The sequence below is a fragment of the Halomonas sp. OfavH-34-E genome, assembly GCF_024124525.1.
GTDB classification, from domain to species: Bacteria; Pseudomonadota; Gammaproteobacteria; order Pseudomonadales; family Halomonadaceae; genus Halomonas; species Halomonas litopenaei.
In genome coordinates this window covers 25,651-38,951 of sequence record NZ_JAMXRY010000048.1, presented here as the reverse complement: position 1 = coordinate 38,951, position 13,301 = coordinate 25,651, and the positions used below count along the sequence as shown (strand labels likewise).

Below are 13,301 nucleotides of genomic sequence, written 5' to 3'. Positions count from 1 at the left end.
TATCCAGGCGATCTATGGCTCCTCGTCGCCGGCCTATACGCCGCCGCTGACCGACAACGCCCGGATTCACTATCTGGCTTTGTCCTGCTCGCCCTGCTTCGAGCGACATTGCCCGCTCGGGCATACCAACTGCCTCAAGCAGATCACTGTGGACAGCGTGCTGGAGGCGATACTGACAGACGAGGCCCCGAACCGGATCGACGCCAGCAACGAGTGATCCGGGGCAAGGTGCCGTCGGTGAAGCCTTGTCCAGTCGTCCTGGTCGTCATCCAGGCGCCCTGTCGCCGCTACTCTTCATATGGGCGCCCAGGCAGGTAGACACCAAGGTCAAGGCTGCTGGGGTGCCTCGGGTGGGGCGTCGGGCTGTCCGTCGTTGCGATACGCCGGGGCCAGGCCTTGCCACAGGCGTTGCTGCAGCGCGGTTTCTTCACGCATGTACCCGTTGAGCGCTTCCAGGCCGTAGCGTTCGGCCAGGGTCGGATCGTTCGAGAACAGCGAGACGCCCAGTCCGGCGCGGTGCCAGTCGATGGTGAAGCCCATCGCCTCCAGCAGCGTCGGCAGGGTGTCCATGGTGGTGGCGGTGGTCGAGATGCGTTGGGGCGTCAGCGCATTGCCCATCATCATCAGGGTGTTGGTGCGAGGCGTCTGAATCAGCTGATCCCAGGCCGAGACACGCATGGTCAGATGGTCACTGGCAATCACCACCAGGGTGTCCTCCAGCAGCCCCTGGTCGCCAAGGCGCTGGATCAGCCGGCGGGTCAGCCAGGCCGAGCATTTCACCGCGTACAGGATATCCACACCATCGTGCTCGCCCTGATTGGCCTGGCAGGCCCTGGCCGGATAGCCCGCCGGGGCGTGGGCGGTCAGATTGAGCACGGTCAGGTTCCAGGGACCGTCCTGACGATCCAGGCGCTTTGCTTCCTCTTCCGCCATGGCGTACAGACTGTCGTCGTAGAGGCCCCAGCTATTGAGGTAGTCCGGATCGTCGAGGCGGCCTGCGAGCTGCTCGCGCCCCAGCACGCGGTCGTAGGCGTGGTCTTCGTAGAACAGCCCCTTGCCGGCGAATTCAGTGCTGGCGCCGCCCATGAAGGTCTGGCGGTAGCCAAGCCCCGCGAGCAGATCTCCCAGGCAGGCGACTCCAGGTACCACGTGGTGCAGCGGCTCGAACTGGCTGTCGTGGAGCAGGCCGGCGGGCATCAGCGGCGTGCCGCACTGGCTGGCGATCATGCCGGCCATGGTCCAGCCGGTGTTGTCGAGCTGGCGAACGTTGTCGAACACCACCGCATCCGCTTCCAATGCGGCCAGGTCGGCGTAGGCGTCGCCGAAACGGGCCTCGTCAGCGTAGGTACGCTCGAGGCTCTCCAGGTAGATCAACAGCAGGTTGGGGGGTTGCGGTGGCGCCTTGAGGATCACCGGCTCGACGTAGCGACGCTCCAGCCAGGTGCCGGGGTCGGTGACCACCGCCGCGCCGCGCTGGCCCATGGAGTAGAACATCGGATTGGCGACCAGCAGCACGAAGGCCAGCCAGTGGTCCCAGCGTTGCCAGCGGTAGTCGGCTCGCACCAGCCAGGTGTAGGCCGCCAGAATCAGCAACATGGCTGCGGTGTAAAGTATCGCCGCCACGCTGCGTTCGCTGCCGCCGTGCTTGGCAATGCCCGCCTGCAGGTGGAAATAGACCGCGCCCATGTCTACCTGGCCGAAGCTGTTGGCCAGGTAGACGTAGATGCCCCAGAAGGCCAGTGGCGCCAGCGCCCAGGGGATCACCTGCACCCGCAGCCGTGGTGGAGGTGGTGCGCCCCAGCGTTTCCATCCGGCCAGGGCACACCACACCAGTGCCGGCAGCGGCAGGCACCAGCCGGGCAGCCGGGTGACCATGACCAGGGCATGGCCCACGGACAGGCCGAGAATCAGATGGACGGCCCAGCGAAGCCAGGTCGAGGTGGCGGGGCGGTGCAGGGGCATGATCGAGGCGCCAGGTGTCGTTCCGTGAAACCGATACGAATCAGCGATCGGCTCGCTCGTTCTCGTACAGTTCGTTCAGCTTTGCATACTTCATGTACGCATGGAATGCCGTCGTGATGGCGACGGTCATGCCATCCTGGCCCTGCAGCAGCCCGCCCTTGAGCACCAGCTTGCGCAGCATGGCGGTCATCGCGTGCAGCGTGGGACGAGTCGACGAGGGGGTGACACCACGTTCCTTCATCGCCCAGGCGTCGCGGGTCGACAGTTGATCGATGCGCTGCATCCAGTGGGACAGGTCACGGTAGGTGAAGTGACGCAGATGGGCGTCCACGTCGACCACCTCCGGTGCCTGGACCGAGGAGTGCGCCTTCTTGGGCAGATAGCCCGAGGTGGTGCGGTTGTACAGCCGGGTCACCGGGTCCGGGTAGAACCCCGCCGCGCGAATCCAGTGGCGGCCGGCGAAGTTGCGACGCTTGAAGCGGTAGGCCTTGCGCGGGTCGTCCAGCGACAGCTCGCGAATCGCCGCCACGGCGTCGTCGTCCAGGCGCTCGTCGGCATCCAGCGCCAGGATCCAGTCATGCGACGCCTGGGGGACGGCGAAGGCCTTCTGCGGGCCATCGCCCAGATAGGGCTGATGGATCACTCTAGCGCCGGCGGCCTCGGCCAGGGCAACGGTGTCATCGCTGCTGCCGGAATCGACCACGATCACCTCGTCGCACACCGGAGCCAGCGAGGCGATGGCCTCCTCGACGTTGTCCTGCTCGTTGAGGGTAATGATGATGCCGGTAATCGGGGTCATGGGGCCTGCCTATACGAAGGGCTTGATGGGGTGCTGGTGCCAACAACCGATACGCTGTGGCGAGTGGGATGCGCCGATACGCTGTTGCTATGCCGTCGACCGATGGTGGTTGACCTTCCTCAGGCGCGCTGCAGTGGCGGCGGCGGCGGCCTCCAGGTCGATGGCCGACATGTCCTGGTGAGCGGCATCCGTCGGTGGATGAAACGCCAGTCGCCGATCGGCGTCGTTGCAGGTCTGCCAGCGCAGCGGGGTGGCCGAGCGATGGGACGGGTAGAAGCCGACGGTGATCAGGTTGAGACAGCCTGCCACGTGCAGCGGGCCGGTGGAACCCGCGATAAAGGCGTCGGCCGCCGCCAGACTGCGAGCGAAGTCGGCAAGTCCTGCGCAGGCCGGTTGTCGGTAAGCACTGAGGCCTGCCTCGTCCAGCGTCTTGACCAGGGCCTCGGCCACGGCTTCTTCGCCGGGGCCGGCGGTAAGTATCCAGTGGGGCGGACGCTCACCCGACTCGGCCAGGCGCCGATCGATACCCTGTGCAAGCCCGGCGTAGGCCTCGGGAGTCAGGTTGACCGCCGAGCCGCCGCTGCCCGGGTGCAGGAACACCCATGGGCGCGTGTCGTCGAGCCCCAGCGCCTGGCCCAGCGCGCTACGCTGAGCGTCACGTTGTTGCGGAGCCAGGGGCCAGTAGGGGGGCACGGGGTGCTGTTGCGACGGCTGTCCTGACGAGAGTCCCAGCGCCTGAATCATGGCCTCGGCCAGTTCCAGGTTGTAGATGTATTCAGGCTTGGCCGAACGGGATCTGCGCTGGGTGACGCGACGGTTGTAGAATAGCTGGGCCCACTTGGTGGCTGGCGCCATGCGCAGGGGAATCCCCGAGCGAAGACCAAGCCAGCCGATGCGGGTGGTGGAGTAGAGCGTCAGCATCGCCGTGAAACCGCCCTGGCGCAGTGTCGCCAGCAGGGCGCGCTGGGCATCCTTCGGCGCCTGTTCACCCGGGTCGATGACGACGTCGTCGATCCACGGACAGAGCCTTGCCATCGGCGCCGTATAGGCGGGTACCAGCACGCTGACATGAGGGGCGGGCTTGGCCTTCTTGAGGGCGGCGAGTGCTGGCCAGGCGAGCATGAAATCGCCAAGCTTGTCGTTGCGTACCACCAGCAGTCGAGGGGCACGAGCGTCGGCCGAGGCCGTCGTTGCTGTCATTTGGGCTCCCGAGCCCCGCTATCGGAAAGGAGACCACCTTGAGTCACAAGGTCATGCACATCTGCCTGTCGGACGGCTGGGGCGGACTGGAAATGTATCCTTCGAGGATTATACCGGAGCTTGCCGCTCAGGGGTGGCAGGTGCATGCCCTGGCACTGGGCGGGTCGCGGGTGGCCAGGAGCCTCGATGATGCCGGGGTGCCGACGCTGACTGCCCGCTCCAGAGGCTCGGCGCTTTTCGGTGTGCGCCGGTGGCTTGAGTACCTGGCCCGTCACGACATCCGCCTGTTGCACTGCCACAAGTCCAGCGACTTGCGCCTGGCCGCCCTGCTGGCGACCTTGCGGCCGCGGCTAAAGGTGGTGTTCACCGACCATATGGGGGTCACCCGGCCGAAGAAGGACCTGTATCACCGCTGGGCCTACGGACGGGTGTCGCGGCTGTTGTCCATCAGCGAGGCGACCCGGCGACGTAACGTCAAGGCCTTCGCCCTGCCGGCCGAGCGTATCCAGCGTCTGTATCTGGGGATCGACCCGGCGCCGCTGGCGCCGCGTCTGGACGCCGGCGAGCGGCGCGCCCTGCGCACAAGCCTCGGGCTGCCGGCGTCGGCCACCACCATCGGGGTGGCGGGGCGACTGACGCCTGGCAAGGGGCAGCGGGTGTTCGTCGAGGCCCTGGCGAGACTGATCGCCGAGCATCCGGCGCTCGATGTCCATGGGGTCATCATCGGTGGACTCAGCGCCGAGGAGGGCAGTCGTGAGGAGTACGTGGCCGAGCTCGAGGCGCTGGTCGCCGAGCAGGGACTGTCGCAGCGCATCACCTTTACCGGCTTTCGGCGTGACCTGGCGCGGTTGTTCGAGGTGCTCGACGTGGTCTGTGTGCCGTCGCGCAACGAGGCCTTCGGCCTGACCGTGATCGAGGCCATGGCCGCCGGCAAGGCGGTGATCGGTTCGCGTAGTGGCGCCATCCCCGAGTTGATCGACGCTCACAGTGGCCGCCTGGCAGACCCCGAATCCGCCTCCGAGTGGGCCGCCGCCATGCTGGAATTGGCGCAAGATGGCGAGCTGAGGCGACGTCTGGGCGAAGAGGCGCGACGTCGGGTCAAGCAGCACTTCCTGCTGTCGCAGCATGTGCAGGGGCTGACTCAGGTCTATGACGACGTGCTCGCTGGCCGGCCTGCCGTCTGACGAGTGACACCGCTTGCTCAGAGAGGTGAGTAAGCGGCCGCTATCGCTGTAGACGTTGCTGTAAAAGTGTTCTGGAGCCGAGAATCGATTACAGGCCGCTATCGGTCACAGGCTAGGCGTCGCTATAGCCGCGGCGGATCTCTTCGAGTGCCTGCTGGGCCGACCTCTCGTCGACGCAGAAGCGGGCCAGCGAACGTCCCAGTCGCGCCAGATTGCCCTCGCGCCATTTGCCAGGGGCGCGCAGGCGACAGCGGTCCAGGTCGATCAGCCAGACCCGGTCGCTGTCGTCGACCAGCAGGTTGCGGGCGTTGAGGTCGACATGGTCGAGGCCATGATCGTGGAAGCGTCGGATGACCTGGCCCACTTCATGGAGCAGGCCCGGGGCCAGATCACCGCTGCCGAGATGCTCTGCCAACGCTCGGGTGGCCGGCAGGCGCTCGGTGATCAGCGCGGCCTCGTAGCTTGGGCCATGGCGAACGACGCCTCCCAGCACCGGCCGCGGCACCGGCAGGCCGGCCTGGTAAAGCCGTGCCGTCAGACGCACTTCGCGAAAGGCGCGACTGCGTTCGAGCCCGGTCCACAGGTAACGGGAGGTCGATAGCCGGGCGACGAGACCGCCGCGGCGGTAGGGCCTCAGCACCCACTGACGATCGCCCACCTCGAGAAACAGACTCTGGCCGCGGCCCGGCGCCTGTCCGGTCACCAGGCCTGCCTCGCGCCAGTATTCTGGCGCCAGCAGAGCGGGTCCGATTTGTGGCCGTGGTACAGCGTCACATAAACTGGTGGCATCGTATAAAATGCCCACCTTTCCTGACTGATACGTTGCCAACCGCATGAAGCATCCTCTGCCCGCTCGTCCTGCCCACATCGGCGTGCTGCGTCTCTCTGCCCTGGGAGACGTGTGCAATCTGGTGCCCACGGTTCGAGCCCTGCAGCGCCAATGGCCCGAGGCGCGGATCACCTGGATCGTCGGCAAGGGCGAATACAGTCTACTGACCGGCCTGTCAGGGGTCGAGTTCGTCGTCTACGACAAGTCGACCGGCCTCAAGGGCATGCGGGCGCTGTGGCGCGAGCTGGCCGATACCCGCTTCGACGTGCTGCTGCACATGCAGCAGGCGCTCAGAGCCAGCGTGCTGTCGCTGGGACTCAAGGCCAAGGTGCGGGTGGGCTTCGACCCGGCGCGGGCCAAGGACCGTCAGTACTGGTTCACGCACCGTCAGCTGGCCCCGCGTGAGCGGGCCCACGTGCTGGAGTCGTTCATGGACTTCGCGCGCCTGCTGGGAGTCGAGGATACGTCGCTGGAGTGGCGACTGCCGGTGCCGGACAGCGCCTACGCCGAGGCCCGGGAGCTCACCGGCGACAGCGCCTACCTGTTGATCAGTCCCTGTGCCAATCCGCGCCTGCGCAACTTTCGCAACTGGTCGGCGGAAGGCTACGCCGCCGTGGTGGAGCACGCCTGGACCCAGTTTGGCCTGAAGACGGTGATGACCGGAGGCGGCAGTACCCAGGAGCGCGAGATGGGCTCGCGCATTCAGTCGCTGTGTCACCCCGAGGCGGTGATCGACGCCATCGGCGCCACCTCGCTCAAGGGTCTGCTGGCGCTGATCGATCGCGCCCGGGTGGTGATCGCCCCGGATTCCGGCCCGGTGCACATGGCCAACGCCCTGGCTACCCCGGTGGTGGGCCTGTTTGCCACCACCAACCCCGATCGCGCCGCGCCCTACCTGTGGCGCGACTACGTGGTCAATCGCTACCCTGACGCCGTCCGGGAGTTCCTCCAGGCGGATCCCGACACCATCACCTGGGGCCAGCGGGTCCGCCATCCCGATGCGATGTCGCTGATTCGCGCCGACGACGTGATCGAGCGACTCGATACCCTGCTCGCCGACACCGCCTCGCAACACCGCTCCGACCTCGATAGGGAGTCACCCGATGAAGCTTGATCTGACCGCGCTTGAGCGCTCCCGCGTGCTGGTGGTGGGCGACGTCATGCTGGACCGCTACTGGCACGGCGGCACCTCCCGGATATCACCGGAGGCCCCGGTGCCGGTGGTGCGCGTGGAAGAGTGCGAGGATCGTCCGGGCGGCGCCGCCAACGTGGCGTTGAACATCGCCTCCCTGGGCGCCCACGCGGCGTTGGCCGGACTGGTCGGTGACGACGACAATGCCGACCGTCTGACCGCGCGCCTGGAGGAGGTCGGGGTGAGCACTCACTTTCACCGTACTCCCGGCATGCCCACGATTACCAAGCTCAGGGTGATGAGCCGTAACCAGCAGTTGATCCGCCTGGACTTCGAGGATGGACTCGACAAGATCGACACCTCGGAGCTGGCGCCCAGGCTGATCGAGGCCACCGACAACTTCGACCTGATCATCCTGTCCGACTACGGCAAGGGCACCCTGGCCAACGTCGAGATGGTGATCCCGGAAATGCGCCGGGCCGGCAAGCGGGTGCTGGTGGACCCCAAGGGCAGCGATTTCCGGCGCTATCGTGGTGCCAGCGTGATCACCCCCAACCTGGCCGAATTCGAGGCGGTGGTCGGGCCCTGCCCCAGCGACGACATCCTGGCCACCAAGGGCGAGGCGCTGCGCGAGGAGCTCGAGCTCGAGGCGCTGTTGATCACCCGCAGCGAGAAGGGCATGACGCTGATTCGCGAAGGCCATGACCCCTTGCACCTGCCGACTCGGGCCCGTGAGGTCTACGACGTCACCGGCGCCGGCGACACCGTGATCGCGGTGCTGGGTCTAGCCCTGGCCGCCGGCCACGGCTTCGCCGAGGCCATGACCCTGTCCAATCTGGCGGCGGGTCTGGTGGTGGCCAAGCCCGGCACCGCGACGCTGTCCATCGCCGAGCTCTACACCGCGCTGCACGGCGACAAGCTGGCCGAATTCGGCGTTATCGAGGAATCACCGCTGGTGCTGGCGGTGCGCGCCGCCCAGGCCCGTGGCGAGCGGGTGGTGATGACCAACGGCTGCTTCGACATTCTTCATGCCGGCCACGTGGCCTACCTGGAGCACGCCCGCCAGCTCGGTGACCGGCTGATCGTGGCGGTCAACGACGACGCCTCGATCCGTCGGCTCAAGGGCCCCAAGCGGCCGATCAATCCGCTCAATCGCCGCATGCAGGTGCTGGCCGGGCTCGGCGCGGTGGACTGGGTGGTGCCCTTCGCCGAGGATACGCCGGCTCGCTTGATCGAATCGGTGCTGCCGGACGTGCTGGTCAAGGGCGGGGACTACCGGCCCGAGGATATCGCCGGCGGCGAAGCGGTGCGTGACGCCGGGGGCGAGGTCAAGGTGCTCGGCTTCGAGGATGGCGTCTCCACCACCGCCATGATCTCGACCATCCTCGATCGCGAGAGCTGAGGGTGAGCTGGCCACGGCTCGCCTATTCAGGTGCCATCGGACTGCTGTCGCCGCTGATCTGGCGACGGGTCTGGCGCGAACAGCTGCCGGATCGCGCTCGTGGCGAGCGGATGGGCTGTCTGCGGCCCTTCGCCGACGAGCGTCCGCGGCTATGGCTGCACTGCGCCTCGGTGGGCGAGGTGGTGGCGGCACGCCCGCTGATACGCGCCCTGCGCCTGCGCCATCCTGATCACCGACTGGTGGTCAGCACCATGACCGCCACCGGTGCCGAACGAGTGCTCTCGCTGGTGGACGACGTTCCCGAGGCGGAGGCGGCCGCTCCCCTGAGCCATGTCTTCGTGGCGCTCGACTTTCCCGGCGCCGCGCGCCGCTTTGTCCAGCGTCTGGCCCCTCGCCAGGCGATCTTCTTCGAGACCGAGCTGTGGCCGAACCTGCTGAGGGCCTGCGCCAGGCGGGGTATCCCGGTGGCGGTGGTCAATGGTCGCCTGTCACCCCGTGCCTTTCGTGGCTATCGGCGCCTGAGACCGCTGATGGCCGAGTCGCTGGCCTGTGTCGACTGGCTGGCGGCCAAGTCCGGTGAGGATGCCGAGCGTTTCGTCGAACTGGGCATGGCGTCCGACCACATCCAGGTCGTCGGATCGATGAAGTTCGACATGGCCCTTGATGATGCATCCCTGAAGGTGAGTGAGCGCTTGCACGCAGCCATCGGGCATCGCCCGATCTGGGTCGCCGGGTCCACCCATCCCGGTGAGGATGAGCTGCTGCTCGGGGTCCAGCGACGCCTACAGGCGCGCTTTCCCGATATCCTGCTGGTGCTGGTGCCGCGCCATCCGCAGCGCTTCGAGGAGGTCGCCAGGCTGTGCCAGGAGGCCGGCTTCGAGACCGTCAGGCGCTCCCGGGGGCGCGTCCCCAGCGCCAGGGCAGAGATCTATCTTGGCGACAGCATGGGTGAGCTGCAGGCGCTCTACGGCACTGCGGACCTGGCCTTCGTCGGCGGCAGTCTGGTGCCCATCGGTGGCCACAATCTGCTCGAACCCGCGCTGATGGGTGTGCCGGTGGTGACCGGCCCGCATCTCGACAATTTCGAGGACGTGGCCCAGCTGCTGAGAGACGCCGGCGCGCTGGTCGAGATCGCCGACGCCGACGAGCTGGTCGAGCGTGTCGCCGCGCTGCTCGAGGATGCAGAACAGCGCAAGCGGCTGAGCGAGGCCGGGCAAGGCGTCATCGACACCCACCGGGGTGCGCTGGAGGCCACCCTCGCTGGCCTGGACCGGCTGCTTGGCCACAGCCAAGGCAGGTGGCCGGGCTCAGGCGGGTAGATGCCGGCTGATGCCGTCGGCGCCGCCGATCAGCAGGATATCCGCCGGACGAGCGGCGAACAGGCCGTTGGTCACCACTCCGACGATCGCGTTGATGCGGGTCTCCAGGGCGACGGGGTCATCGATGTCGAGGCCGTAGCAGTCGATGATCTGATTGCCGTTGTCGGTGACCACGCCCTCGCGGTAGACCGGATCGGCGCCAAGCTTGACCAGTTCCCGGGCGACGTAGGAACGGGCCATGGGAATCACCTCGATGGGCAGCGGGAAGTCGCCCAGGCGCTCGACCCGCTTGGAGGCGTCGGCGATGCAGATGAAGGTCTTGCAGCAGGCCGCCACGATCTTCTCCCGGGTCAGCGCGGCGCCTCCACCCTTGATCATCTGTAGGTGAGCGTTCACTTCGTCGGCGCCGTCGACGTAGACCGGCATGGTGCCGACTTCATTGAGCTCGTAGACGTCGATGCCATGCCCCTTCAATCGTTGGGCGCTGGCCTCGCTGCTGGCCACCGCTCCGCGGAAGTCCCCGCGCAGCTCTGCCAGGCGGTCGATGAAGCAGTTGGCGGTGGAGCCGGTACCGACACCGATCACGATGTCACGGCCGAGCATCGGGCGGACCTCGTCGATGGCGGCGGCAGCGACGGCGTCCTTGAGTTCGTCCTGGGTCATGGAATACCTGCGATGGGGAGCGTGAGAAGAGGAAAGCTGCGGCCATTATAGGGCATCGCGAAAGACGGAAGAAACGCTGTCTGGCGTGTCACCGTGGTGCCTTGGCTCCGCCCGTTTCCGCCTTCATCGCGGTCGCGGCAGCTCGGCACTGAGGCAAGCAATGTCTGCCTGGGGTGGCTGGCGCTGGACGTTGGGCGTGAGGCGATGCTAACAATAGGGGTTTTGCCCGCCTCCCTCACGCTGGATACCAGAATGCTCGAAGCTACCGTCAAGAAGATTCTCCAGGCCCGGGTCTACGAAGCCGCCCGAGAAACGCCGATCTCACCTGCGCCCATGCTGTCGCGACGGTTCAACAATCAGATTCTGATCAAGCGTGAAGACCTTCAGCCGGTGCACTCCTTCAAGGTGCGCGGTGCCTACAATCGCATGGCCCACCTGACCGATGAGCAGAAAGCCAAGGGCGTGATCGCCGCCTCCGCGGGGAACCATGCCCAGGGCCTGGCGCTGGCGGCCAAGCAGATGGGCGTCAAGGCGGTGATCGTGATGCCGCGCATCACCCCGGAGATCAAGGTGGCTGCGGTACGCGGCTGGGGCGCCAAGGTCATCCTCAAGGGCGACGCCTTCGCCGCCGCCGCAGAGCACGCTCAGGAGCTGGTCGAGGCCCACGGCTACACCTATATCCCGCCGTTTGACGATATCGATGTGGTCGCCGGACAGGGCACCGTGGCCATGGAGATCCTGCGTCAGCACAGCGGCCCCATCGATGCGGTGTTTATTCCGGTGGGCGGTGGTGGCCTGATCGCCGGCATGGCGGCCTACATCAAGTACCTGCGCCCGGAGATCAAGGTGATCGGGGTGGAAGCCGAGGACAGCGCCTGCCTGAAGGCCGCGCTGGAGGCCGGTGAAAGGGTCATCCTTGAACAGGTCGGGGTGTTCGCCGAGGGCGTGGCGGTGGCGCAGATCGGCGAGATTCCCTTTTCCCTGATGCGGGATCTGGTGGACCAGGTGATCACCGTCAACACCGATGAGATGTGTGCGGCGGTGAAGGATATCTTCGAGGATACCCGGGCGGTGTCCGAGACCTCCGGCGCGCTGTCGCTGGCCGGTCTCAAGAAGTATATCCAGGAGACCGGGGCCGAGGGCCAGACCCTGATATGCATCAACTCCGGCGCCAACACCAACTTCGATCGGCTCCAGCATATCGCCGAGCGCACCGAACTCGGCGAACAGCGCGAGGCGATCCTGGCGGTGACCATTCCCGAGCGACCTGGCAGTTTCAAGAAGTTCTGCCGCACCATCGGCAAGCGCATGGTCACCGAATTCAACTATCGCTACGCCGATGCCGACCAGGCCCACATCTTCGTCGGCATACAGGTCAAGCCGGGCGGCGAGGATCGCCAGGCGCTGATCGGCAAACTGATCGAGGCGGGCTACCCGGTCGAGGATCTGACCGACAACGAACTGGCCAAGCTGCATATCCGTCATCTGGGCGGCGGCCGGCCCCGTACCGAGTTCACCGAGGAAGTCTATCGCTTCGAATTTCCCGAGCGCCCAGGCGCGCTGATGAACTTCCTGACCCACCTCCCCCAGGACTGGAATATCTCGCTGTTTCACTACCGCAACCACGGCGCTGCCTATGGTCGGGTGCTGGTCGGCATGCAGATTCCCAACGGGGATCGTTCCCACGTCGAGGAACATTTTGACGCCATTGGCTATCGCTATTGGAAGGAAAGTGACAATCCCGCCTACCAACTGTTCATGGCATAGCCATGGCGGGATGACGTCTTGGAAGTCGAGGCAAAGCGGCGTATCCTGCGCGCGCAAGCGCTGACTTACTTGCTGGGCATGATGACGCCTGGCTGACGGGCTTCATCGTGGAAGCGTGATGATTGCCATACATGGGTGATCACCCTATAGTCTGAGTCAGTCGCTTTGACCACAACATCAAGACAATACGGCAAGCGGCCGTATGAAGGGAGTCAGGAATGAAACGCAAGCCCGATCTGATCATGTCACTGGTGCTGGTGTTCGGCCTGGGAGTCGTGGCGACCGGCTACGCCCAGGCGCTGGTGGGAGGTTGACGCACCAGGCACCATGGTCACGACATCGGCATAGATCCAACTCCGGCCGCCCTCAGGGGCGGCCGGAGGCGTTTCAGGCAGGGCGGATCACTCTTTGATCACTGACGATGGCGTTCAGCGGCACGTCCCAGGAGGCCACCGGCAGGCGTTCGACGCGCTGGACGTCATGGGCCAGGCCGATCAGGCGTGGCCTGGGGCCTCCCTGCCCGCTGTCGGGATGGGCGAAGGCCAGGGTGCGATCGTAAAAGCCTCCACCCATGCCCAGGCGCTGGCCGGAGTCATCGAAGCCCACCAGCGGTAGAAGGATGGCGTCCAGCGCCCAGGGCGGCAGGCGGCGCGACGGATGGGCGCCGTGACGGCTGCAGGGTTCGCTGATGCCGAAGCGATTGGCGACCATGGGGGTATGCTCGTCGTAGCGGACGAACCACAGGCGATTGTCGCTCAGGGGGCGCAGCACCGGAAGATAGGCCTGGGCGCGCCGCTGGCGTAGCCAGTCGAGCAGGGGGCGAGGATCGATCTCCCCGTCATTGGGCAGGTAGAGCGCCACGCGACGGGCACTCAGCAGTTCAGGAAGGCGACGCAGGCGAGCCAATAGTGACTGGCTGGCGGCCTGCTGCTGGCGCGGGCTCAGGGCCCGGCGGCGGCGGCGTAGTTCGCGTCGCAGCTCGGTACGTGACAAGTGTCCGAGCGTCATCTGTGCGTCAATGGAAGAGCGCAGATCGTTCATTCG

12 protein-coding genes are annotated in these 13,301 nt (G+C 66.3%); 6 read left to right on the top strand and 6 right to left on the bottom strand.

The annotated features are described in order from the left end of the window. A partial coding sequence (locus NH448_RS18335) for a glycosyltransferase family 9 protein (protein ID WP_290442871.1) occupies positions 1-217 on the top strand: 217 nt, incomplete at its 5' end. A gap of 110 nt (positions 218-327) precedes the next feature. On the opposite strand, the gene NH448_RS18330 is transcribed toward NH448_RS18335, so the two are convergent. The 3 genes from NH448_RS18330 to NH448_RS18320 all read right to left on the bottom strand — a co-directional run bounded on the left by NH448_RS18330 (position 328) and on the right by NH448_RS18320 (position 3,961). Next, positions 328-1,962, bottom strand: a complete 1,635-nt coding sequence (locus NH448_RS18330) for a sulfatase-like hydrolase/transferase (protein WP_045990972.1) — start codon at positions 1,960-1,962, stop codon at positions 328-330. Positions 1,963-2,002: 40 nt separating this feature from the next. After that, the gene (locus NH448_RS18325; protein ID WP_045990973.1) at positions 2,003-2,761 is read right to left on the bottom strand and encodes a glycosyltransferase family 2 protein; all 759 of its coding nucleotides are present in this window, start codon (positions 2,759-2,761) and stop codon (positions 2,003-2,005) included. 87 nt (positions 2,762-2,848) lie between these two features. Next, complete coding sequence (locus tag NH448_RS18320; RefSeq protein WP_253029211.1) at positions 2,849-3,961, bottom strand: glycosyltransferase family 9 protein; 1,113 nt, start codon at positions 3,959-3,961, stop codon at positions 2,849-2,851. A 38-nt stretch (positions 3,962-3,999) separates the two neighbouring features. On the opposite strand from NH448_RS18320, the gene NH448_RS18315 reads away from it, so the two are divergent. Then, positions 4,000-5,145 (top strand): glycosyltransferase family 4 protein, encoded by a 1,146-nt coding sequence (locus NH448_RS18315; RefSeq protein WP_253029210.1) that lies wholly within the window; start codon positions 4,000-4,002, stop codon positions 5,143-5,145. A gap of 112 nt (positions 5,146-5,257) precedes the next feature. Here the strand turns inward: NH448_RS18315 and NH448_RS18310 are convergent, their stop codons facing one another. Next, on the bottom strand, positions 5,258-5,980 hold the full coding sequence (locus NH448_RS18310; RefSeq protein WP_045990975.1) for a 3-deoxy-D-manno-octulosonic acid kinase: 723 nt from the start codon (positions 5,978-5,980) through the stop codon (positions 5,258-5,260). Between NH448_RS18310 and NH448_RS18305 the strand changes: the two genes are divergently transcribed. The 3 genes from NH448_RS18305 to waaA are packed head-to-tail and all read left to right on the top strand — an operon-like array spanning position 5,979 to position 9,827. Next, entirely contained in the window at positions 5,979-7,088 is a 1,110-nt protein-coding gene (locus NH448_RS18305; protein WP_108131936.1) for a glycosyltransferase family 9 protein, read from the top strand. The genes NH448_RS18310 and NH448_RS18305 overlap by 2 nt on opposite strands. Next, entirely contained in the window at positions 7,078-8,508 is a 1,431-nt protein-coding gene (gene hldE, locus NH448_RS18300; RefSeq protein ID WP_045990977.1) for a bifunctional D-glycero-beta-D-manno-heptose-7-phosphate kinase/D-glycero-beta-D-manno-heptose 1-phosphate adenylyltransferase HldE, read from the top strand. Before NH448_RS18305 ends, hldE begins: the two co-directional genes overlap by 11 nt. 2 nt (positions 8,509-8,510) lie before the next feature. Next, positions 8,511-9,827, top strand: coding sequence for a lipid IV(A) 3-deoxy-D-manno-octulosonic acid transferase (gene waaA / locus NH448_RS18295; protein ID WP_253029209.1), 1,317 nt, complete (start codon positions 8,511-8,513; stop codon positions 9,825-9,827). Here the strand turns inward: waaA and rpiA are convergent. Continuing rightward, on the bottom strand, positions 9,816-10,490 hold the full coding sequence (rpiA, locus tag NH448_RS18290) for a ribose-5-phosphate isomerase RpiA (protein ID WP_045990979.1): 675 nt from the start codon (positions 10,488-10,490) through the stop codon (positions 9,816-9,818). The two genes, waaA and rpiA, sit on opposite strands and share 12 nt — an antisense overlap. 204 nt (positions 10,491-10,694) lie before the next feature. Between rpiA and ilvA the strand changes: the two genes are divergently transcribed. Further along, positions 10,695-12,257: a threonine ammonia-lyase, biosynthetic gene (gene ilvA, locus NH448_RS18285; RefSeq protein WP_260425355.1), complete on the top strand. Its 1,563-nt coding sequence runs from the start codon at positions 10,695-10,697 to the stop codon at positions 12,255-12,257. Positions 12,258-12,644: 387 nt separating this feature from the next. Here the strand turns inward: ilvA and NH448_RS18280 are convergent, their stop codons facing one another. Further along, a complete protein-coding gene (locus NH448_RS18280; RefSeq protein ID WP_253029208.1) occupies positions 12,645-13,265 on the bottom strand; it encodes a 5-formyltetrahydrofolate cyclo-ligase in 621 nt (206 codons plus the stop codon). Between the last annotated feature and the right edge of the window lie 36 nt (positions 13,266-13,301).

What these genes read in the sequence shown, in the direction of transcription:
- rpiA (WP_045990979.1), bottom strand. Translation starts at nt 10,490, where the DNA reads ATGACCCAGGACGAACTCAAGGACGCCGTCGCTGCCGCCGCCATCGAC.
- NH448_RS18305 (WP_108131936.1), top strand. Translation starts at nt 5,979, where the DNA reads ATGAAGCATCCTCTGCCCGCTCGTCCTGCCCACATCGGCGTGCTGCGT.
- ilvA (WP_260425355.1), top strand. Translation starts at nt 10,695, where the DNA reads ATGCTAACAATAGGGGTTTTGCCCGCCTCCCTCACGCTGGATACCAGA.
- NH448_RS18320 (WP_253029211.1), bottom strand. Translation starts at nt 3,961, where the DNA reads ATGACAGCAACGACGGCCTCGGCCGACGCTCGTGCCCCTCGACTGCTG.
- NH448_RS18325 (WP_045990973.1), bottom strand. Translation starts at nt 2,761, where the DNA reads ATGACCCCGATTACCGGCATCATCATTACCCTCAACGAGCAGGACAAC.
- hldE (WP_045990977.1), top strand. Translation starts at nt 7,078, where the DNA reads ATGAAGCTTGATCTGACCGCGCTTGAGCGCTCCCGCGTGCTGGTGGTG.
- NH448_RS18310 (WP_045990975.1), bottom strand. Translation starts at nt 5,980, where the DNA reads ATGCGGTTGGCAACGTATCAGTCAGGAAAGGTGGGCATTTTATACGAT.
- NH448_RS18330 (WP_045990972.1), bottom strand. Translation starts at nt 1,962, where the DNA reads ATGCCCCTGCACCGCCCCGCCACCTCGACCTGGCTTCGCTGGGCCGTC.
- NH448_RS18280 (WP_253029208.1), bottom strand. Translation starts at nt 13,265, where the DNA reads ATGACGCTCGGACACTTGTCACGTACCGAGCTGCGACGCGAACTACGC.